Origin of the sequence: Tardiphaga sp. 862_B3_N4_1, assembly GCF_051811085.1 — a bacterium.
GTDB lineage: Bacteria > Pseudomonadota > Alphaproteobacteria > Rhizobiales > Xanthobacteraceae > Tardiphaga > Tardiphaga robiniae.
The window spans coordinates 1,007,673-1,027,569 of record NZ_JBPWQB010000002.1 but is presented as its reverse complement, the minus strand read 5'-3'; the positions used below and the strand labels follow the sequence as shown (position 1 = coordinate 1,027,569).

Annotated in this window: 20 protein-coding genes; 5 read left to right on the top strand and 15 right to left on the bottom strand. The window is 62.1% G+C overall.

The features are described 5' to 3' along the window. Positions 1–81: 81 nt before the first annotated feature. A complete protein-coding gene (locus AB8B02_RS22130; protein WP_439065175.1) occupies positions 82–504 on the bottom strand; it encodes an organic hydroperoxide resistance protein in 423 nt (140 codons plus the stop codon). 149 nt (positions 505–653) lie between these two features. Here AB8B02_RS22130 and AB8B02_RS22125 point away from each other — a divergent pair, with 149 nt between their 5' ends. The 3 genes from AB8B02_RS22125 (at position 654) to AB8B02_RS22115 (ending at position 4,102) form a co-directional block, all read left to right on the top strand. Further along, on the top strand, positions 654–1,139 hold the full coding sequence (locus tag AB8B02_RS22125; protein WP_439065174.1) for a MarR family winged helix-turn-helix transcriptional regulator: 486 nt from the start codon (positions 654–656) through the stop codon (positions 1,137–1,139). A 93-nt stretch (positions 1,140–1,232) separates the two neighbouring features. After that, positions 1,233–2,444 (top strand): amidohydrolase family protein, encoded by a 1,212-nt coding sequence (locus AB8B02_RS22120; RefSeq protein ID WP_439065173.1) that lies wholly within the window; start codon positions 1,233–1,235, stop codon positions 2,442–2,444. Between the two features lie 68 nt (positions 2,445–2,512). Next, entirely contained in the window at positions 2,513–4,102 is a 1,590-nt protein-coding gene (locus AB8B02_RS22115) for a gamma-glutamyltransferase family protein (RefSeq protein ID WP_439065172.1), read from the top strand. Here the strand turns inward: AB8B02_RS22115 and AB8B02_RS22110 are convergent, their stop codons facing one another. The 10 genes from AB8B02_RS22110 to AB8B02_RS22065 form a co-directional block, all read right to left on the bottom strand. After that, complete coding sequence (locus AB8B02_RS22110) at positions 4,103–5,695, bottom strand: class I adenylate-forming enzyme family protein (RefSeq protein WP_439065171.1); 1,593 nt, start codon at positions 5,693–5,695, stop codon at positions 4,103–4,105. 144 nt (positions 5,696–5,839) lie between these two features. Continuing rightward, a complete protein-coding gene (gene dmeF / locus AB8B02_RS22105) occupies positions 5,840–6,748 on the bottom strand; it encodes a CDF family Co(II)/Ni(II) efflux transporter DmeF (protein WP_439065170.1) in 909 nt (302 codons plus the stop codon). An 11-nt stretch (positions 6,749–6,759) separates the two neighbouring features. Continuing rightward, positions 6,760–7,035: a metal/formaldehyde-sensitive transcriptional repressor gene (locus AB8B02_RS22100; protein WP_231078968.1), complete on the bottom strand. Its 276-nt coding sequence runs from the start codon at positions 7,033–7,035 to the stop codon at positions 6,760–6,762. Between the two features lie 97 nt (positions 7,036–7,132). Next, a complete protein-coding gene (locus AB8B02_RS22095) occupies positions 7,133–8,668 on the bottom strand; it encodes a SpoVR family protein (RefSeq protein WP_439065169.1) in 1,536 nt (511 codons plus the stop codon). Further along, positions 8,665–9,936 (bottom strand): YeaH/YhbH family protein, encoded by a 1,272-nt coding sequence (locus AB8B02_RS22090; protein ID WP_439065914.1) that lies wholly within the window; start codon positions 9,934–9,936, stop codon positions 8,665–8,667. Before AB8B02_RS22090 ends, AB8B02_RS22095 begins: the two co-directional genes overlap by 4 nt. A gap of 25 nt (positions 9,937–9,961) precedes the next feature. After that, positions 9,962–11,905, bottom strand: a complete 1,944-nt coding sequence (locus AB8B02_RS22085) for a PrkA family serine protein kinase (RefSeq protein WP_089267701.1) — start codon at positions 11,903–11,905, stop codon at positions 9,962–9,964. A gap of 352 nt (positions 11,906–12,257) precedes the next feature. Beyond that, positions 12,258–12,716: a DUF1178 family protein gene (locus AB8B02_RS22080; protein WP_116660084.1), complete on the bottom strand. Its 459-nt coding sequence runs from the start codon at positions 12,714–12,716 to the stop codon at positions 12,258–12,260. Further along, entirely contained in the window at positions 12,713–13,612 is a 900-nt protein-coding gene (locus AB8B02_RS22075) for a carbon-nitrogen hydrolase family protein (RefSeq protein WP_320445719.1), read from the bottom strand. Before AB8B02_RS22075 ends, AB8B02_RS22080 begins: the two co-directional genes overlap by 4 nt. Further along, positions 13,609–13,884 (bottom strand): glutaredoxin 3, encoded by a 276-nt coding sequence (gene grxC, locus AB8B02_RS22070; protein ID WP_439065168.1) that lies wholly within the window; start codon positions 13,882–13,884, stop codon positions 13,609–13,611. The genes AB8B02_RS22075 and grxC overlap by 4 nt, the downstream gene beginning before the upstream one ends. A 30-nt stretch (positions 13,885–13,914) precedes the next feature. Then, positions 13,915–14,724 carry a ComF family protein gene (locus AB8B02_RS22065; RefSeq protein ID WP_439065167.1) on the bottom strand — a complete coding sequence of 270 codons (810 nt, stop codon included), beginning with the start codon at positions 14,722–14,724 and terminating at the stop codon, positions 13,915–13,917. A gap of 77 nt (positions 14,725–14,801) precedes the next feature. On the opposite strand from AB8B02_RS22065, the gene AB8B02_RS22060 reads away from it, so the two are divergent. Further along, positions 14,802–15,650, top strand: a complete 849-nt coding sequence (locus AB8B02_RS22060; RefSeq protein ID WP_439065166.1) for a methyltransferase domain-containing protein — start codon at positions 14,802–14,804, stop codon at positions 15,648–15,650. On the opposite strand, the gene AB8B02_RS22055 is transcribed toward AB8B02_RS22060, so the two are convergent. From AB8B02_RS22055 to AB8B02_RS22040, 4 genes are all read right to left on the bottom strand, one after another. Continuing rightward, on the bottom strand, positions 15,647–16,045 hold the full coding sequence (locus tag AB8B02_RS22055; RefSeq protein WP_439065165.1) for a (deoxy)nucleoside triphosphate pyrophosphohydrolase: 399 nt from the start codon (positions 16,043–16,045) through the stop codon (positions 15,647–15,649). The two genes, AB8B02_RS22060 and AB8B02_RS22055, sit on opposite strands and share 4 nt — an antisense overlap. After that, on the bottom strand, positions 16,042–16,584 hold the full coding sequence (locus tag AB8B02_RS22050) for a hypothetical protein (protein WP_439065164.1): 543 nt from the start codon (positions 16,582–16,584) through the stop codon (positions 16,042–16,044). The genes AB8B02_RS22055 and AB8B02_RS22050 overlap by 4 nt, the downstream gene beginning before the upstream one ends. A gap of 44 nt (positions 16,585–16,628) precedes the next feature. Next, entirely contained in the window at positions 16,629–17,876 is a 1,248-nt protein-coding gene (gene argJ / locus AB8B02_RS22045) for a bifunctional glutamate N-acetyltransferase/amino-acid acetyltransferase ArgJ (protein ID WP_439065163.1), read from the bottom strand. A gap of 149 nt (positions 17,877–18,025) precedes the next feature. Continuing rightward, complete coding sequence (locus tag AB8B02_RS22040) at positions 18,026–18,328, bottom strand: hypothetical protein (RefSeq protein ID WP_176454733.1); 303 nt, start codon at positions 18,326–18,328, stop codon at positions 18,026–18,028. A 199-nt stretch (positions 18,329–18,527) separates the two neighbouring features. Here AB8B02_RS22040 and AB8B02_RS22035 point away from each other — a divergent pair, with 199 nt between their 5' ends. Beyond that, positions 18,528–19,004 carry a hypothetical protein gene (locus AB8B02_RS22035; protein ID WP_439065162.1) on the top strand — a complete coding sequence of 159 codons (477 nt, stop codon included), beginning with the start codon at positions 18,528–18,530 and terminating at the stop codon, positions 19,002–19,004. Positions 19,005–19,897: the final 893 nt, after the last annotated feature.

Here is a 19,897-nt window from a genome sequence, read left to right as displayed (position 1 = left end):
ATACACGAGTGAAGCCGGCGACCATTCGGGGGAGCGCCGCGATCCGCGGACCGGTTGACGGTCCGCGGAAGAAGGTGAGGGTCAGAGCAGGTTGATCGCGACATTGATGTTGCCGCGCGTTGCCTTCGAGTAAGGGCAGATCTGATGCGCGGCATCGACCACCTGGCGCGCGATGTCCGGCGCGAGGCCGGGCAGGCTGACATTGAGGCGAGCCTGCAGGAAGAAGTCGCCGCCGGTGGTGCCAAGGTCGACTTCGGTGTCGACGGCAACGTCGGCCGGCAGCTTGACCTTCAGATTGCCGGCGGCGCGCCCCATGGCGCCGATGAAACAGGCCGACCAGCCGGCCGCGAACATCTGCTCGGGATTGGTGCCGGCACCGGCCGAGCCGGGAGGCGACAGCTTGACGTCGAGCCGGCCGTCGGAGCTTCGCGAGGCGCCATCGCGGCCGCCGGTGGTGTGGGTCTGGGCGGTGTAGAGAACCTTTTCGATGGTGGTCGAGGTCATGATCATTTCTCTTTTTATATCGTATGCGATGTAATCGAGTGCGATATAAATAGCGCCGTGGGTGCTCTTGTCAACTCTTCCGATTTAATCGCATCCGATATATATGGGTCCGATAGGTCACGTTCTCGTGTCCCTGACGGAGTGCAAGCATGCCATCCAGCAAGCCCAAATCGATTGAACAAGCCTCCGCCGATTCCGCGCAGGCGGGCCCGAAACTGTCTGATTTCCTCTGTTTTTCGATCTATTCAGCCAATCTGGCCTATGGCCGGGCCTACAAGCCGATCCTCGAAAAGCTCGGTCTGACTTACACCCAGTACATCGCCATCGTGGCCCTGTGGGAGGAGGACGGGCAGACCGTGGGCAGCCTCGGCGAAAAGCTGTTTCTGGAGTCCAACACGCTGACGCCGATCCTGAAGAAGCTCGAAGTGATGGGCTATCTGCGCCGGCAGCGCGATCCCGGGGACGAGCGGCAGGTGGTGATCAGCCTGACCGACGAAGGCCGGCGGCTGCGCGAGAAGGGGCTGACCATGAATCTCGTGAAGGCATCCGGTCTTGAGCCCGACGAATTCAAGAAAATGCAGCAGGGCGTTGCCACGCTGCGCGATAACCTGATCAAGGCTGCGCGCGAGAGCTGACCCGCGTATCGGCCATGCAGTGGCCGGCGTGCGGGTGCATGCTGTGTCGTCCTCCTGTAACCTCGCGGCAGCAGATCAGTCCGAGAGGTTGGCGTGAGCGACATCGACACGATTTTTACGCAGGCGAAATTCGCCGACGGTAGCTTCAACACGATTGCCGTCAGCGGTGGCCATATCACCTCGGTCACATCCGGTAGTAATCCCGCACCGACAACCGCAGAGACCGTCGATCTCGGCGGCACGCTTGTGATCCCCTCCTTCGTCGAAGGTCACATCCATCTCGACACCAGTTTCTACGGCGATATCTGGCGGCCGCACGTGCGGTATTCGAACGGCTTCAACGTGCAGGAACGTGTCGCCATCCAGGCAGACAACATGGCCAAGGCCGCGCCGATGGCTGAGCGAGCGCGGAGCCAGCTTGAGCTTTGCCTCGGTCACGGCAGCACGCGCATGCGCAGCCATGTGATGGTCGACGGTTCGGTCGGTCTCAAATCGTTGGAGACCATCCTCGCCGTGCGAGAGGCGCATCGCGACCTCATCGACATCCAGCTCGTCGCCTTCCCGCAAAGCGGCATCCTGCGCAGCCCGGGCACGCCGGGTCTGCTCGATGCTGCTTTCGATCTCGGCGCGAACGTGATCGGCGGTCTCGATCCCGGCGGATTCGATCGCGATGTCGAGAAGCATCTCGACGTCGTGTTCGGTATCGCCGAGCGCCGCAGGGTCGATGTCGACATCCATCTGCACGATCCCTCGATGCTCGGCATTTTCGAGATAGAACAGATTTGCGCGCGCACGCAGGCGCTGGGCATGCAGGGCCACGTCGCCGTCAGCCACGCTTATTCGCTCGGCGATGTCGCTCCTGATGTCGTGCAGCGAACAGCCGAGTTGCTGGCAGCGAGCGGCGTCGCCATCATGACCAATGCGCCGGGAGCGCGGCCGTTTCCGCCGGTGAAGCTGTTGCGCGCTGCCGGCGTCACGGTGTTCGGCGGCTGCGACAATATTCGAGACTCGTGGTGGCCCTATGGCGACGGCGACATGCTCGGCCGGGCCATGATGATCGGCTATCGCTCTGGCTTCAACACCGACGAAGATCTGATGCTGGCCTTCGACATCGTCACGGCCGGTGGTGCGAAAGCGCTGCGGCTGGAAGATCACGGCCTCCGCGTCGGCGCCAAGGCTGACTTCGTCGCCATCGATGCACCGCACGTGCCGCAGGCCGTGGTCGATCTGCCAAGGCGCCGCGCGGTCTACAAGAACGGCCGGCTGGTTGCGCGGGACGGCGAGATTGTCGCCCGAAAAGCTTGAATCATCGGCTGGACGCGTTACGACTGCGCCAAACAAAGCTGGCATGCCACGAGTTCTGGAGACGACGAATGCTTGAAACACCGCGCGCGCGACGGGGCATGGTTACCTCGCCGCATCACTTGGCGTCGCAGGCCGGTCTCGATGTGCTCAAGGACGGCGGGACCGCTGTGGAAGCGGCGATCGCCGTAGCGGCGGCGCTCGCAGTGGTCTATCCGCACATGACCGGCATCGGCGGCGACGGCTTCTGGCTGATCGCCGAGCCCGGTAAGGCGCCGATCACGGTGGATGCCTGCGGTCGCGCCGGCGCAGCGGTGGACCTTGCTTACTATGCGTCGAAGGGCGCTTCGGCGATTCCGTTCCGCGGACCGCTCGCTGCCAACACCGTCGCCGGCACGGTGTCCGGTTGGCAGAAGGCGTTGGATGTCTCCAAGCATTGGCAGAAGCCGCTGTTGCGCGAACGCCTGCTCGACAGCGCAATCTATTATGCCGAGAACGGCATCGTCGTCACGCGCAGCCAATCCGAACTCACGTCTGAGAAATTCGCGGAGCTGAAGGACCAGCCGAATTTCGCCGGGACTTTCATGCCGAACGGGCAGGCGCCGGCCGAAGGCGATATCATGAAACTGCCGGCGCTCGGCGCGACGCTGAGGCGTCTGGCCGTCGAGGGCTTCGAGAGTTTCTACAACGGCAAGCTGGCCGACACGATCGCCGCTGACCTCGCCAGGGTCGCATCGCCCGTCACCGCGGCCGATCTGCAGAACCATCAAGCCACCGAGCGCCCGCCGCTATCGACCACCGTACGCGGCGCGCAGCTGTTCAACATGGCGCCGCCGACGCAGGGCCTGTCGTCGCTGATGATCCTCGCGATGTTCGATCGCCTTGGTGTCACCCAGGCCGAAGGTTTCGATCACATCCACGGTCTGATCGAGGCCACCAAGCAGGCGTTCATCGTGCGCGACGAGCATGTCGGCGATCCCGATCACATGACGGTGGATCCTGCGGCTTTCCTCGACGACGCCAAGCTGGACGAGTTGGCGCGCCATATCGATCGCAAGATTGCGCTGCCGTGGCCGCATGTGCGCAAGCCCGGCGATACCATCTGGCTCGGCGTCATCGACGAACAGGGCCGTTCGGTGTCGTTCATCCAGTCGGTCTATTTCGAGTTCGGCTCCGGCGTCGTGCTGCCGGAAACCGGCATCTGCTGGCAAAATCGCGGCGCCTCGTTCCGTCTGCAGGAGAGCGGCTGGAATGCGCTGAAGCCGGGCCGCAAGCCATTCCACACGCTCAATCCGGCGATGGCGATCTTCGATGACGGCCGTCGTATGGTCTATGGCAATATGGGCGGTGAGGGGCAGCCGCAGACGCAGTCGGCGGTGTTCTCGCGCTACGGTATGTTCGGCATGCCGCTGCAGCAGGCGGTGACCGCGCCGCGCTGGCTGCTCGGCAAGACCTGGGGCGACGAGAGCATCACGCTGAAGGTCGAGGATCGCTTCGATCCCGCATTGATCCAGCAGCTTCGGGATGCCGGTCACGTGGTCGAGGTGCTCGGCAGCTATACCGGCACCATGGGCCATGCCGGCGCCATCGTGCTGCACGCCAACGGCGTGCTCGAAGGGGCGACGGACCCGCGCTCGGATGGCGCTGTCGCCGCTTGGTGATCAGCTCGTCATCATCTTGCGTAGCTCGGTCTTGAGGATCTTGCCGTTAGCGTTGCGCGGCAGCGGCTCCTTCAGGAAGGTGATGGTGTCCGGCACCTTGTAATCGGACAGCCGCTCCGCACAGTATTTGCGGATGTCGGCCTCGTCACCGCCGTCGGGGCTGTAGGCGAAAGCATGTACGCGTTCGCCGAGCACCGGATCCGGTTTGCCCACCACTGCGCTTTCGACGATGGCGGGATGATGTGACATCACGTTTTCGACCTCGGTACAGTAGATCTTGAAGCCGGCGCGATTGATCATGTCCTTCTTGCGGTCGACAACATAGACATAGCCGTCCGCATCCATGCGGCCGATATCGCCGGAGCGCCAATAGCCACCCACGAAGCCGGTGCGCGTCGCATCCGGGTTGTCCCAATAGCCCGGCACGACCATAGCGCCGGCAATCAGCAATTCGCCGTCCTGACCGACCGGCACCTCGCGGCCGTCGTCATCGGCGACCACGATATGCGCGCCGGTTACGGGGCGCCCGACCGAATTGATCTTGCTGACGGGCGAGCCGGGCGGAAACATCGTCGCGGGTGAGGTGGTTTCGGTCGAGCCATAGGCATTGCAGAGATTAAGCTTAGGCAGCACCTGCGCGAGGCGCGTGATGGTCGCTTCCGGCATCGGCGCCCCGCCGAAGCCGGCGATGCGCCAGGCCGTGAGGTCGTGGGTCTCGAAGTCCGGCTGCAGCAGGCAGAGATTGTACATCGCGGGCACCATTAGTGTGTAGGTCATGCGCTCGCGTGCCGCGACAGCGAGAAACTCCGGTGCCTTGAAGGTCGGCAGGATGACCGTCGTTCCGGCGACATTGATGGTCGCAAGGATCAATGCCACAAGCCCGGTGACATGCGATGCTGGCACCGCCAGCATGGTGACGTCACCGTCGTGCAGGCCATAGCCGTGCTGGAAGTTGAGCAGCGAATGGATGATGCTCGCATGGGTGAGCATCGCGCCTTTCGGGTTGCCTGTGGTGCCTGACGTATAGAGCAGAAAAGCGGTGTCTTCCTGATGGAGTTCGGGAAGCGCAGCGGCAGGCGCATCTTTCGTCAGCTCCGCAAACGATGGCGCACGGCCGCTGCCGACCACCCACTGATTGCGCAAGTCCGCGCGCGGTGCGGGCAGGTTGGCCTCGCAGTCGGCGTCATAGACGAGCGCTGAAGCCCCGCACTGCTGCAGCACATAGTCGATCTCGGGGGCGCGCTGCCGCGTATTGAGCGGGACGATAATCATGCCGGCGCGGACGGCGCCGAGCGCGCAGAAGATGAATTCCAGGCAGTTGCCGAGCAGCATCGCGATGCGTTCGCCCCTTTTGAAGCTGGAGGCGATCAGATTGCGAGCGATATTCTCCGCGACGCGGTCGAGCTCCGCATAGGTGACGCGTTTTTCGCCGAGCACCAGCGCAACGCCATCAGGCTTCCGCGCGACTGCGGCGCGCAGCATGGCGTCGAGGGTCGACGGGCGATCGGAGAAACAGGTGACGACGCGTTCGCCGTAGAGAACTTCATGGCGGGTGGCCGGCGTTGAGGTGTCCGGCGCGATCTGTCCTTGCATGTCCGTCCCAGACGTTTTTTGCGCGCCGCAATTGGCACGCCCCGCCATTTGGCTGGCGATGATGACGTCAGGTTAATCAGCCATGCTGCGAATGCCAACCCGCTTCGCTGCATGGCTCGTAACGCGGGAGATGTGCGTCCGACGCTAGCGCGCTTCCACAGTCACGTGCTGCAATTCATGCACGGCCGCGAGGCGCTGCCGCACCGTCTCTGTGCTGGCTCCGCCGGCAAAGCCGACGATCGCGGCATGCGCACTGGGGCCGACGCGCCACACGTGGAGGTCGAATATGCGGGCGTCGCCGGGGCGCTCGACCTCATCGCGGATTTCCTGTTCCAGATGCGGATCTGACGTGTCGAGCAACACGGCCGCCGTGTCGCGCAGCAGATTCCACGCCCAGGCGGCGATGACGATGCCGCCGACGATGCCCATCACAGGATCGAGCCAAACCCAGTTCAGATAGCGGCCGGCTAGCAGCGCGGCGATGGCGAGCACCGAGGTCAGCGCATCGGCCAGCACATGCATGAAGGCGGAGCGCATGTTGTTGTCGTGATGATGCGCGTCGTGGTGATGGTCGTGGTCATGACCGTCGTGATGATGCCCGCCGCTCAGCAGAAACGCACTGGCGATATTCACGATCAAGCCGATGACGGCGATCACCGTGGCTTCGCCGAAGGCGACTGTGGACGGATTGAATAGCCGCTGCACGGATTCGACGGCGATGCCGATGACGATGATCGCCAGCACCAATGCGGAGGCAAAGCCGGCGAGATCGCCGACCTTGCCTGTGCCGAAAGTAAAGCGGCGGTTATGCGCGTTGCGGCGCGCATAGGCATAAGCGCCCGCAGCAATGGCGAGCGCCACGGCATGTGTCGCCATGTGGAAGCCGTCAGCCAGCAGCGCCATCGAGTTGAAGACAGTGCCGGCAACGATCTCGCCGACCATCATCAGCGCCGTAAGGACGACCACCCACAGCGTGCGGCGGGTGTTCTCGTCGTGATTGTCGCCCAGAAACATGTGCTCGTGGGACAGGTGGTCGATGTCGTGGGGGCGCATACTGCCGGTCCTTATTTCGCGTAACGCCGGATAGCGGCGACGAGTTCTTCGGCGCCGGCCGCCCGGTCGTCGGCGCTGAGACCGGGATGGGCGACATGCTCGCGGACATGGTCCTCGATCAGTTCATCCATCAGCCCGCTCACGGAGCCGCGCACGCCTGCGACCTGATGTAGAATCGTGGCGCAGCCGGCGTCTTCGGTGATGGCCTTCTCGATGGCGGCCATTTGGCCGGCGAGCCGACGGACCCGGGCGAGCAGCTTGGTCTTGTTAGCGGTGAGATGCGACATAGGATAGTCCCCTACCCTATATTTCGTCCGAGCGAAAGTCCCCGCCCGGCGACAAGCCGGGCAGGGGAGTTTGCGGGAGGAAACGGAGAGGGATCGATCAGGCGGCCGCAGCAATCACGCGAGGATGGGCGACATGTTCCTTGAGCACCAGGCCGGAGGCATCGACCTCGGCAAGCGAGACGTCGTAGCTCCAGAGATCGGCGAGATGCTGCAGCACCCGCTTCGCATCGGGCTCATTAAGCAGGGCGCCATTGAGCACCGAATGCTTCAGCATCAACCGGCGATCGCCGGCGAGGTCGACGTCCACCACTTCGATATTCGCATCGATCAGGCCGACGTCGTACTGACGCGCCAGCACACGTCGGACGCGGCGATAGCCACGCTCGTCATGGATGGCGTCGACGCGGATGCCTTCCGACACGGCCGGGTCGTCATGCAGGTGGAACATCCGCATGTGGCGCATCAGTCGTGGGCTCAGGAACTGGCTGACGAAGCTCTCGTCGCGGTAGTTGGCCCAAATATCGCGCAGCACCGCCATTGCATCGCCTTTGCCGGCGATATCGGGAAACCACGCGCGGTCTTCGTCGGTCGGATCGGTGACGATTTTTTCGATGTCCTGCATCATTGCGAAGCCGAGCGCATAGGGGTTGAAGCCCGAGAAGCGCCGGTCGTCGTAATTCGGCTGGAACACGACATTGGTGTGCGATTGCAGGAATTCCAGGAAGTTGCCGTCCGAGATCTGTCCGGTCTGATGCAGCCGGCTCATGATGCGATAGTGCACGTAAGTGGCCGTGCCTTCGTTCATCACCTTGGTCTGACCTTGCGGGTAGAAGTATTGCGAGATGTGCCGAACGATGCGGATGAGTTCGCGCTGCCAAGTCTTCAGGCGCGGTGCGGATTTCTCCAGAAAATATAGCAGGTTCTCCTGCGGCAGGCCGAGCAGTGCACGGCGACGTTCCGCGCTGAGCAGTGAGGCACTCTTTGTCCGCCCCGTCGGCACCGTGCGCCATAGATCGTTGAACGAAGTTTCTTCGTGATTGCGGCGCTCTTTGGCGCGTTTTTCCTCGGCCCGCAAATCCAGCGATTTCTTACCGGGATAGCGATCGACGCCGTGCGACATCAGCGCGTGCGCGGCGTCGAGTGTCTGCTCCACCGCTGCGCGACCATGCTTTTCCTCGCACTGCGCCACATAGCCCTTGGCAAAATCGAGATAGTCGAGAATGCCGTCGGCGTCGGTCCACTGCTTGAACAAATAATTGTTCTTGAAGAAGTGATTATGGCCGAAAGCGGCGTGGGCAATTACCAGCGTCTGCATCGTCGCCGTGTTTTCCTCCATCAGGTAGGAAATGCATGGCGACGAGTTAATAACGATCTCATAGGCCAAACCCATCAGGCCCTTGCGATAGGACGCTTCCTGATGGGCGAATTGTTTGCCGAACGACCAGTGCTTGTAATACAGCGGCATGCCTACGGACGAGTAAGCGTCCAGCATCTGCTCGGCGGTGATGACCTCGATCTGGTTCGGGTAGACGTTGAGGCCGAGCTCCTTTTCGGCAATCTCCTCGCAGGCATCGTGGATGCGCTGCAATGTGGTGAAGTCCCAGTCCGCGCCTTCGTAGAGACGGTCTGTCATGGAGCCACCCTCTCCTTGGCCTGGCGACGTTGAAACAGGTCGTGGAACACCGGAAAGATCTCGCTGCGGTCGTTGACCTTGCGCATCGACAGCGGTGCACCTTCCGCGCGCAGCCGCTGATACAGCGTCCACAGTGAGGATTCCGACATTTCGAATGGGTGGCTGCCGCTCTCGCCCACTTCCAGATAGGCGAAGAACTGCGTCACCGGCAGGATCATGTCCTTGAGCAGGCGACCGGAGAGATCCCCGTCGGCATAGGAGTTGTCGCCGTCCGAGGCCTGTGCGGCATAGATATTCCAGTCGGCGGGGCGATAGCGTGACTGCACGATCTCATGCATGGCCTGCAGTGCGCTGGAAACCAGCGTGCCGCCCGACGCGGGGCCGTGGAAGAAGGTTTGCTCGTCGACTTCCTCGGCACGGTCGGTGTGACGGATGAAGACGATTTCGACCTTGCGATAGCGACGCGTCAGGAAGACATAGAGCAGCATGTAGAACCGCTTGGCGAGATCCTTCATGTGCTCGGACATCGAGCCGGAGACGTCCATCAGGCAGAACATCACCGCCTGCGCCACCGGCTTCGGCACGTTCTCGAAGCGGCGATAGCGGATGTCGATGGGATCGATGAACGGAATCCGCCGCATCTTGGATTTCAGCCGCGTGATCTCTGCCAGCAATTCGGGGCGGCGCTCGTCACTGCAATGCTCCAGTTCAGCTTCCAACTGTGCAATGGCCTCGGGTCGCGGTCGCTGCAGTGCAACCCGTCGTGCCATGGCCAAGCGTACGGTGCGGCTGACCGAGATATTGGCAGGCGAACCGGACGTCGTATATCCGGCGCGGCGCAGGCCTTCGTTTTCGACTTCGGCCAGCTTGCGCTTGGAAAGATCCGGCAGTTCCAGGTCGTCGAGGAACATGTCGACGAACTCCTCCCGGCTGAGCACAAACCGGAATGCATCCTCGCCGTCGCCTTCACCGGCATCGTTCGATCTGCCGCTCTTCGATTGCGGCCGCTGAAGGTAATCACCTTCCACGAATTTCACGTTGCCGGGCAACACCCGGTCGCGAATGCCGCCTTCGCGATAAAAGCGGGGCTCGTTCATCCCGTCGAGCGGGATGGACACTTCGCCACCTTCCAGGACGTCTTTGATGTCGCGGTCCTGGGAGGCTTTCTTGACGGCTCCCTGAACCAGAGCTTTCGCGCGTCGCAAGAACCGCTGGCGGTTCTCAAGACTCTTGCTGCTCGGGTTCAGGCGTCTATCGACGATATGCATGGCCACGTTATGTTGGCTCCTTGCGTCAGCCGGCCTGTTTCACGCGCATATACCATTCGACGAGACGGCGAACCTGGCGCTCGGTGTAACCGCGAACGATCATCCGCGCGACGAAGTCGTCATGCTTTTTCTCGGTCTCGCCGTCCTTCTTCGATCCGAAGGAGATCACCGGAAGCAGATCTTCAACTTGAGAGAAGATGCGCTTTTCGATGACTTCCCTGATCTTCTCATAACTCGTCCAGGTCGGATTCTTTCCACCGTTCTGTGCTCGCGAGCGAAGCGAGAACTTCACGACTTCGTTGCGGAAGTCCTTGGGGTTGGCGATTCCGGCCGGCTTTTCGATCTTGCTCAGCTCCTGATTGAGCAATTCGCGATCGAGCAATTGTCCGGTGTCAGGATCCTTGAAGTCCTGATCCTCGATCCAGGCATCGGCATAGTCGACGTAACGATCGAACAGGTTCTGGCCGTAGTCCGAATAGGATTCCAGATACGCTTTCTGGATTTCGTGACCGATGAACTCCGCATAACGCGGCACCAGCTCGGCCTTGATGAATTCGAGATAGCGTTTTTCGACTTCATCAGGCATCTGCTCCCTGCGGATTGCCTGCTCCAGCGTATACATCAGGTGTACGGGATCCGCCCCAATCTCCGACGTGTCGTGATTGTAGGTTGCGGCCAGAACTTTGAACGCGAAGCGCGTCGAGGCACCGTCCATGCCTTCATCAACACCGGCGGCGTCCTTGTATTCCTGAACGCTGCGGGCCTTCGGATCCGACTCTTTCAGGCTTTCGCCGTCATAGACCCGCATCTTGGCGAAGGTCGTCGAGTTCTCGTGCTTGCGCAGCCGCGACATCACGGAGAAGCGCGCCAGGGTTTCCAATGTCGCCGGTGCGCAAGGTGCGGTGGCGAGTTCGGAGCCCTGAATGAGCTTCTCATAGATCTTCTGTTCTTCGGTGACGCGCAGGCAGTACGGCACCTTGATGACGCAGATACGATCGATGAAGGCTTCGTTGTTCTTGTTTGCCTTGAAGCTCTGCCACTCGGACTCGTTGGAGTGGGCGAGAATCACGCCGGTGAACGGAATTGCGCCGATATTTTCGGTGCCGATATAGTTGCCTTCCTGCGTCGCCGTCAGCAGCGGATGCAGCATCTTGATTGGCGCCTTGAACATTTCGACGAATTCAAGCACACCCTGATTGGCGCGGTTGAGGCCACCGGAATAGCTGTAGGCGTCGGGATCGTTTTGGGCGAAGATTTCGAGTTTGCGGATATCCACCTTGCCGACCAGCGAGGAGATGTCCTGGTTGTTCTCGTCACCGGGTTCGGTCTTGGCGATGGCGATCTGGCGCAATCGCGACGGCTGGATGCGGGCGACACGGAATTGCGAGATGTCGCCGCCGAAAGCTTCGAGCCGCTTGTAGCACCACGGACTCATGAGGCCCGTAAGCCGCCGGCGCGGAATGCCGTATTTCTCTTCGATCATCGGGCCGAGCGTGTCGGGATCGAACAGGCTGAGCGGGCTTTCATAAACCGGAGAGAGTTCGTCGCCAGCTTTTAGCACATAGATGGGATGGACTTCCATCAAGGCCTTGAGGCGCTCGGCAAGCGATGATTTGCCGCCGCCGACCGGGCCGAGCAGATAGAGAATCTGCTTGCGCTCTTCGAGGCCCTGCGCCGCATGGCGGAAGAAGGCGACGATGCGTTCGATCGTATCTTCCATGCCGTGAAAGCCGGCAAAGGCTGGATAGCTACGGATGGTACGATTCAAAAAAATACGGCCAAGGCGTGGATCCTTGGCCGTGTCTATCATTTGAGGCTCGCCGATCGCCGCCAGTAGGCGTTCCGCCGCGTTCGCATATCGCATCGGGTCCCCTCTGCAGGATTCCAGATACTCGGACATCGACATGTCCGTCTCACTTCGGGCTTCGTAACTTCTAGCGAACGCATTGAACAGAGAATCGTTGTACATGATCCCTCTCTCCTTGCTGGTCGGCCGTCCTGTTGGTCGCGATGCTCCTAAGGTGGTAACGGAACGCGTCTTTCCGATCGCGACTCAACATCAGCACTATAGCCTTCAGGACACATCCAGGTCCGAAATCGCGCAATGCGATCTGAGTGCAGCGCGCGACTCATATTCAGGCACTTGCTTATAAGTTAGGCGAGTTTTGCCATGTCTCAAGGGCTAACAAAGCGATTGTGCACGCCTGTGACTCGAACGCCACAAAGTTGCCGTATGTGGGAGGCTTTCGGAATCATGTACCGACGGCGCAGTTTGGATGAGTCGAAACGCGCACAAGATTGCTGGTGAGCGGAGGTTGCGCTCAGTTCCGATCGCCGGGAAGGACGGGCAGCGGAGTCACCTCGATACCTTCATCGATGAGCGACCGTGCTTCATCCGGCGTCGCTTCGCCGTAGATCGGACGATGTTCGATGTCGCCATAATGCATCTTGCGAGCTTCGGTCGGGAAGCTTTCACCGACATTGTCCGCGTTTTTGGTAACGTGATCGCGCAGTTCTTTCAGCTTGGCGCGCAGTTCGGCTTCCTGCGGCGCCATCATCAGCGGGGCTGTGGTTTCGGAACCGGCGTCAGGGGCGGGTGCCGGGCGATTCTTGCTCTTGCCCACGATACGCGGTGCCATAATGGCCTTTTCGACCTTCACCGATCCGCAATTCGGGCAATTCACCAGCTTGCGCTTCACCTGGGAGTCATAGGCGCCGGAACTCTGGAACCAGCTTTCGAAAGCATGGCCCTTCTCGCAGCGCAGGTCGTAACGGATCATGTCGCTTGCCGGACAAGGTGCAGATAGTCTGGGCCCGATTTGGGATCGCTGACGCTGAAACGGCGGCCGTGCTGCAGGGACGGCACGGTCTTGCGCGCTTCCGTCACCTTCGCAGGATCGATTTTGGCCAGAATGAAGCCCGGCTCGATGCCGGTCGCTTCGGCCAGAACCACGCCCCATGGGTCGATAATCAGCGAGTGTCCATATGTCGCACGCTTGTTCTCATGCACGCCGCCCTGCGCGGCCGCAAAGACGAAGCAGCCGGTCTCGATGGCACGGGCGCGTAGCAGCGTATGCCAATGGGCTTCGCCGGTCTTCTGGGTGAAAGCCGAGGGCACGGTGAGGAACGATGCGCCGCTTTCGGCCAATGCGCGATAAAGCGCCGGGAAACGGACGTCGTAGCAAATGGTCAGGCCGATGCGGCCCCATGGGAGATCGGAGATGACGGCGGTCTCGCCCGGCTGATAATTCGCGGATTCGCGATAGCTCTCGCCGTTCGGCAGGTCGATGTCGAACATGTGGATCTTGTCGTAGCTCGCCAGGACATTGCCGTCCGGTCCAATCAGGAAAGAGCGATTGGCGGCGCGTTCCGGGTTGGCCAGCACGGCCAGCGACCCGATATGCAGGTAGATCTTGAGCTCCGCGGCGAGCGCGCGATAGGCCTTCAGGGAGAGGTCGTCTTCTTCCGGGCGCAGATGTTCGAACAGCGCTGTGCGGTTGAGCTGCATCATGTTGCTCACTTCCGGCGTGAGCACATAGTCAGCGCCGGCGAGCACGGCTTCGCGGATCAGATGGCGGCCCTGTTCGAGGCTCGGCTCCGGCAGCAGGCCGGTGCGCATCTGCACCATTGCGGCGGTGAAGGTCTGGGGCTCGGACGTCGGAGATGTCTGGCTCATGAGGTGGCCTTCTCGCCTGTGATCATGGCGTCAAATTTGCCTTCGCGGTCCAATGCATAGAGATCGTCACAGCCGCCGATAAGGGTGCCGTCGATGAAGATCTGCGGGAAGGTGGCGCCGGGATAGGTACGGTCGAACATTTCCTGGCGCAGCTTCGGATCGATCGCGGTGTCGAAATGGGTGAATGCAGTTTTCTTGCGCTGGAGCAGCGAGATCGCGGCGCTGCAATAGCCGCAGCCGGGGCGGGTGTAGATTTCAATAGCGGCGGCCATCGGATGCTCCAGTTGCAGGGAAGTGCCTGATTATATGGGGACCTTGTGGGCCTCCACAACCCGCGCAAAGACCAGCACATCGACCTGGGCCGCCTTGGCGTGCAGCAGCGCCCGTGCGCAGGCGTCCGTCGTGGCACCCGAGGTCAGCACGTCGTCGACCAAAATGACGCGGCGGCCCTGGATTTCAGCCCGGCGTTCAGGTGGGACCTTGAAGGCGCCCTGGACATTGCTGGCGCGCTCGCTGCGCGACAGGCCGATCTGGTGTTCGGTCGGGCGTATTCGCCGTAAGGCGTCGCGGGATATTGCAACGCCGCTCTGCCGGCCGATTTCCCGCGCCAGCGCGCCGGACTGGTTGAAGCGCCGGCTGAAGCCGCGCCGCCAATGCAGCGGCACCAGCACCAGAATATCAGCATCCGCGAGCAAATCCTTCCCCGCACGCGCCATCCAGCGACCCATGATTGGCGCGAGGTCTGTCCGGTCATGATATTTCAACTGATGCACCAGCGTGCGGGCGACATCGTCATAGCGCACGGCGGCGCGGGCGCGGTGATAGGCCGGCGGATCGGCGATCGCCTGCATCGACAGGATGCCCGGGCCGGGATCGTAGACGAAGGGGATGCCGAGCCGGCTGCAAAAGGGCGGTGCAATGAAGGACAGCTTGCCCCAGCAGCCTGCACAGACGCCCTCGCCTGCGACAGGTTCCCGGCAGGCGACGCAGAGCGTCGGCAGCGCGATGTCGAGCGCAAGACGGGCGGTTTGCGTCCATGCAGACCGGCAAAGCTTCAGCGCGCCGCGCAATTGCGCGGGGAGGGACCGTGACACTGTCGCCTCTGCGTCCATAGGTTGAAGGCTAGAGCTCTCCTGAGTTGATCTCAAGCGCGATTGCCAGATCCCCGGTCTTCGGCGTACCAAGCCGCATGGCTCAGACCCCGAATGCCGCACCTATTCTGTTCGATCGCGCTCTGTTGCGGGCGCGGCAGGCGCGTGCGTCGCGGCTGGGCGCCGAGAATTTCCTGCTGGACCGTGTCATCGCCGACATGGATGAGCGATTGCAGGCGGTGCTGCGCCAGTTCGATAATGCGGCTGACGTCGCGACGCCGGGTAACCGTCTGCATGACGTCGTGGCCGGGCGTGTCGGCCATTTCACACATGCCGACGTGCCCGATGTCGAAAGCGATGGTCTCAATCTCGCGCCGGCGTCGCTGGATCTCGTCGTCTCCGCGCTCGGGCTGCACTTCGTTAACGATCTGCCCGGCGTGATGGCGCAGATCCGCCGCGCGCTGAAACCTGATGGTCTGCTGCTGGCCGCAATGCTCGGCGGCGACACGCTGACCGAGCTGCGGCAGTCCTTCGCCGCGGCGGAAGCCGAACGCGAAGGCGGCATCTCGCCGCGCGTCGCGCCGTCAGCCGATCTGCGCGATGTCGGCGCCTTGCTGCAGCGCGCGGGATTTGCGCTGCCGGTGACCGATGTCGATCGCGTCGTGGTGCGCTACGACAGTGCCTTCGGGCTGATGCAGGATCTGCGCAGGATGGGCGCCACCAATGTACTGGTCGAGCGCCGCCGGGCGCCGCTCCGCCGCGCGACGCTGCTGCGCATGGCGCAGATCTACAGCGAGCGTTTCGCCGACCCCGACGGCCGCATCCGCGCGACGTTCGACGTCATCTGGCTCTCCGGCTGGGCGCCGCATGAGAGCCAGCAGAAGCCGCTGAAGCCAGGTTCGGCGAAAGCAAGTCTTGCCGACGCGGTGAAGGGGCTGAAGCCCTAGAGCAGATCGATGAGATGCGGGATCAGCGGGATATCCGCAGCCGGCATCGGATAGTCGCGCAGCTTGTTCGGCCGCACCCAGGCAAGATTCTGGCCTTCCTTCGAGATAGCGAGGCCTTCCCAGCGTCGGCAGATATAGAGCGGCATCAACAGATGGAAGTCCTCATAGGCGTGGCTGGCGAAGGTCAGCGGCGCGAGGCAGGCTTCCTTCACGGAGATCCCGAGTTCTTCATCGAGCTCGCGGATCAGCGCCGCTTCCGGCCGTTCGCCGGGCTCGAGTTTGCCACCGGGAAATTCCCACAGGCCGGCCAGCGCCTTGCCTTCCGGCCGCTGCGCGATCAGCACGCGGCCGTCGGGGTCGATCAGTGCGCAGGCGACGACGAGGACAAGTTTCATAGGGTTATTACGCGGTTGTTGGTTGTCTGGGACATGTGTGGGGCACAGGGAACGATCGCATCGCCAGCTTTTCCGGGCGCGGTCTCATTGTTTGGTATGAGAGTTTTGGTTGCAGCATCGTTCGGGATTACCTGAATGTCGACATGGGTCGTGAGCTGCACGCGCGGCAGTTCGATGATGTAGTCGACCGTGTCCGCTCCGGAATAGTCGCTGCTGGGCATGTAAACCAGTTGCAGTGCGCGCATGCGTTTCCCGACACAGGTCTGGTCGTCCCCGGTCACATTCTTTTGTGGGGTGACCATGATCGTCCGTCCGCACAGACTGCCATGCGACGGAGGTTTGGCGATAGTGAGCTTGGGCAGCACCGGCTCACATTTCGCGTTCCATCGCACCGCGAAGCCAAGGCCGACCTCCTGACCGGCCTTGACGCTGCGGGTGAGCGTGCGTGTCCTGCTCGATGGCTGATCCTGCGCTTCGGCGGTGCCCAGGGGCATTGCGACGGCACAGGCAAGGATCAGGCCCCCTGTCATGCCGGCCATCGCACATATCCTCATCGACATTCGTCCGCAGGCGCAGCAGCAAGCTACGACCGATAATCGCCGTTGATCGCGATATATTCCTTGGTGAGGTCGCAGGTCAGCACGCGGTCGCGCGCTTTGCCGAGGCCGAGCGCCACCTTGATCTGGATTTTCTGCTCTTTCATCGTCTTCGAGACCTCGGCCTCGTTATAGGACGGGTCGCGCGCGCCGGACTTGGCGACGCGGATGCCGTTGAACGAGATCGACAGCTTGTCGCGATTGGCCGGCTGGCCGGCCTTGCCGACGGCCATCACCACGCGTCCCCAATTGGCGTCTTCACCGGCAACGGCAGTCTTCACCAGCGGCGAATTGGCGATCGACATGGCGATCTTGCGGGCCGAGGCCTTGGTGGTTGCGCCTTCAACGATGATCTCGATCAGCTTGCGGGCGCCTTCGCCGTCACGGGCGACCTGTTCGGCGAGGTCGGCGAGCAGCGTCTGCAGCGCCTTCACGAATGGCTTTAGCCTGACGTCGCTGGCCTTGGTGATCTTCGGTGCGCCCTGGGCCGCCGCGGCACCGGTGGCGAACATCATCAGGGTGTCGGAGGTCGAAGTGTCGCCATCGACCGTCACGGCATTGAACGTGTCATCGACGCCCGCCTTGAGCAGCGCCTGCAAGGCCGGCGCGCTGATCGGCGCGTCGGTGAAGACGAAGGACAGCATGGTCGCCATGTCCGGTGCGATCATGCCCGAGCCCTTGGCGATGCCGTTGATGGTGACTTTGGCCTTGCCGAGTTTCACGGTGGCCGTCGCGACCTTCGGGAAGGTGTCGGTGGTCATGATCGCCTTGGCGGCGTCCATCCAGCCCTCGGGCGTCGCGCTATCGGCCAGCGTGGCGAGAACGCCGTTGAACTTGGTGGCGTCGAGCGGTTCGCCGATCACGCCGGTCGAGGCCAGGAAGATCTCGTTCGGCTTGCAACCGACGGCCTTGGACGCGATGTCGCCGGTCAGCTTGGTCGATGCCTTGCCGGTCTTGCCGGTGAAGGCATTGGCATTGCCGGAGTTGACCACCAGCGCCTGGGCTTTGCCGCCCTTCAGCACGGCGCGGCACCATTCCACCGGAGCGGACGGACACTTCGACGTGGTGAAGACGCCGGCGGCTGTCGTGCCCTTGTCCATCACCGCGAGCAGCACATCGGTGCGGCCGGTATAGCGGATGCCGGCAGCGGCCGTAGCGAGGCGCACGCCTGCAATCGCGGGTAGTTCGGGAACAGCGGTCGGGGCGAGGGGGGAGACGGGCAACGACTTGGCCATGAGTGCTTTCAGCTTTCGTAAAAAGATGAAGCGCTCTGTATCACCTCTGCCACCATGGTGGGAGAGGGCTTCATAGAGAAGGGAGCAATGTCATGCCTCCGTCATGCGGCACCCGTCCGGTTGCGCATGATCCTGTCCGAAAACCGGGACTAGCCCGGGCCGAATTTGAACTTGCCGTCGTCTTCGAGGAACGGGCCGCTGCGCATATAGAGCTGGCCGTTCTCGCCGATGAAGAAGAGCGTGTTCTTCGGCACTTTCTTGGCGCCCTTCAGCAGGAACTTGGCATTGTTGGTGCCCATCTTGTACGCGAAGGTCTTGCCTGACGCGTCGTAGCCATAGCCCATGTCGGGCGAGAGCACCCAGGGCGTCGGTGCCTGGGCAAGTGCAGGGCCGGCCAGGGCCGATGTCACCAGCGCCGTGGCGCACAGCATCGTAAAGGCTCGAGCGGTCATCCCAATTCTCCGAAAAGTGTTTTTGAAAGTGCATCGCGGCTGCGCGGTTGTCTTGAACAAATCACGAACGGCAACAGGCCGTCAATACGACATGCGGTCGCGACAGAGTTTGTTATTTCGCAAGTGCGGCCGGGCGACTATCTTTCGCATTCGGGCTAAGCCGGTCCACGACGAATTCGGCGATGGGGATGATTCGACAATGCGAGCGATCGTGAAAAGTGTTTTGGTTGTTGGCGCAGTGGTATTGGCGCCCGGTCTTGCTGCGGCGGATGACTACAAGCTCAGCAACAACCAGCGTATTTCCTGCGGCCGCGGCCTCAGCGCCGGCAAGCTGAGCACGGCGACCTGCCGTTCTTACGCCTACCTGTTCAACACCAGGACCTCCGAATATTTCCGTTGCTCGGTGTCGCTGTCGATGACGCGCGACGCCAAGGAAGTCATCAATGTGCAGAGCGATGGCGCCTGCGTGAAGAAACCGCGCGTGTTCGACACCGACTCCACCTATTCGTTCGATGCCACCGAGACCGAGCCACCGAACACCAATTCGTTCTTCGGCAATGGCGGCTTTGCCATGTGGGTCAGCGACAACACCCAGCAGAGGGTTCGCGGCTGCGTCACGATTCCCTCGGGCCTCGGCTCGGACGTGTCGCGCTGCATCGATATGAAGTTCGAATAGGCGGCTTTCTTATCCCTCCCCCGCGCTTGCGTGGGTCTGGCGGACGGGTTCGTCTGCCATGGGTGGCCGGCCGATAGGCCCGGTCGGGTGGGGGTGGTGCCGCACGCGTCGAGTTTGCGGAGGCACCCCACCCCGGCCTATCGGCCGACCCTCCCACTGCGCATTGCTACGCAATGCTTGAGGGAGGGAGACTTCTGGCGCCTGCGCGTCATTGCTGATGTGAATTTCAAACAGCCACTGCTCTTCAGACATGCGTCATCACCCCTGTTATTTGCGGCGCGGGGGCGCCGTCGTTGCTTGCATTCCCGCCCCTTGTGAGAGGGCGTGCGGAACGCCGGGTGCCCGTTGCACCCTTGGGCCTGATGCGAATGCGGTCTTCCGCAGGTTAGTGTGCATCAGGACTTTCGGAGGCGCCGAGCGATTGCGCGGCGTTCCGCCTGCGGTGTTTTTTCGGTTGCTTGCACTTTGCCTCAGCGAACGATCCGATCACCGAATTAAAGTCCCAAGGCGATGGGAAGGGAGCCTCAAGCGAATAGGCCGGACGCGTTTTGACTTGGTCGTCCGTCACACTGTCCAGGGAGTCTTTCCATCCCAAGGTCGGCCGTCTCCTTGCCAGTGGCAGTGCTGGCGCAGATCCGTCCTGCCCGAAGACAGACGTCACCCATGAACCGCGTAACGCCGCATCTCCGGCGTCCACCGCATCCTGCCCCGCGAACGTGACGATCGCGATCGCCCCTCTCGGTGGGGCAGGACAAAGGGGAATATAAACCTGATTGGGATGGTGTCAACGGGAGATAGGAAAAAATGTTCACGGCGCTGTCTTGCCGCCCCAAACTGTCATTCCGGGGCGCGGGCGCGCCTTCGCGCACGCGAACCTCAGCCACTCCGCTTGG

Coding starts and splice junctions, on each gene's coding strand:
- AB8B02_RS22115 (WP_439065172.1), top strand. CDS start 2,513: ATGCTTGAAACACCGCGCGCGCGACGGGGCATGGTTACCTCGCCGCAT.
- AB8B02_RS22085 (WP_089267701.1), bottom strand. CDS start 11,905: ATGTACAACGATTCTCTGTTCAATGCGTTCGCTAGAAGTTACGAAGCC.
- AB8B02_RS22125 (WP_439065174.1), top strand. CDS start 654: ATGCCATCCAGCAAGCCCAAATCGATTGAACAAGCCTCCGCCGATTCC.
- argJ (WP_439065163.1), bottom strand. CDS start 17,876: ATGGCCAAGTCGTTGCCCGTCTCCCCCCTCGCCCCGACCGCTGTTCCC.
- AB8B02_RS22040 (WP_176454733.1), bottom strand. CDS start 18,328: ATGACCGCTCGAGCCTTTACGATGCTGTGCGCCACGGCGCTGGTGACA.
- AB8B02_RS22050 (WP_439065164.1), bottom strand. CDS start 16,584: ATGGCCGGCATGACAGGGGGCCTGATCCTTGCCTGTGCCGTCGCAATG.
- AB8B02_RS22100 (WP_231078968.1), bottom strand. CDS start 7,035: ATGTCGCATCTCACCGCTAACAAGACCAAGCTGCTCGCCCGGGTCCGT.
- dmeF (WP_439065170.1), bottom strand. CDS start 6,748: ATGCGCCCCCACGACATCGACCACCTGTCCCACGAGCACATGTTTCTG.
- AB8B02_RS22110 (WP_439065171.1), bottom strand. CDS start 5,695: ATGCAAGGACAGATCGCGCCGGACACCTCAACGCCGGCCACCCGCCAT.
- AB8B02_RS22075 (WP_320445719.1), bottom strand. CDS start 13,612: ATGAGCCAGACATCTCCGACGTCCGAGCCCCAGACCTTCACCGCCGCA.
- AB8B02_RS22065 (WP_439065167.1), bottom strand. CDS start 14,724: ATGGACGCAGAGGCGACAGTGTCACGGTCCCTCCCCGCGCAATTGCGC.
- AB8B02_RS22095 (WP_439065169.1), bottom strand. CDS start 8,668: ATGACAGACCGTCTCTACGAAGGCGCGGACTGGGACTTCACCACATTG.
- AB8B02_RS22060 (WP_439065166.1), top strand. CDS start 14,802: ATGGCTCAGACCCCGAATGCCGCACCTATTCTGTTCGATCGCGCTCTG.
- AB8B02_RS22080 (WP_116660084.1), bottom strand. CDS start 12,716: ATGATCCGTTACGACCTGCGCTGCGAGAAGGGCCATGCTTTCGAAAGC.
- grxC (WP_439065168.1), bottom strand. CDS start 13,884: ATGGCCGCCGCTATTGAAATCTACACCCGCCCCGGCTGCGGCTATTGC.
- AB8B02_RS22035 (WP_439065162.1), top strand. CDS start 18,528: ATGCGAGCGATCGTGAAAAGTGTTTTGGTTGTTGGCGCAGTGGTATTG.
- AB8B02_RS22055 (WP_439065165.1), bottom strand. CDS start 16,045: ATGAAACTTGTCCTCGTCGTCGCCTGCGCACTGATCGACCCCGACGGC.
- AB8B02_RS22130 (WP_439065175.1), bottom strand. CDS start 504: ATGACCTCGACCACCATCGAAAAGGTTCTCTACACCGCCCAGACCCAC.
- AB8B02_RS22090 (WP_439065914.1), bottom strand. CDS start 9,936: ATGCATATCGTCGATAGACGCCTGAACCCGAGCAGCAAGAGTCTTGAG.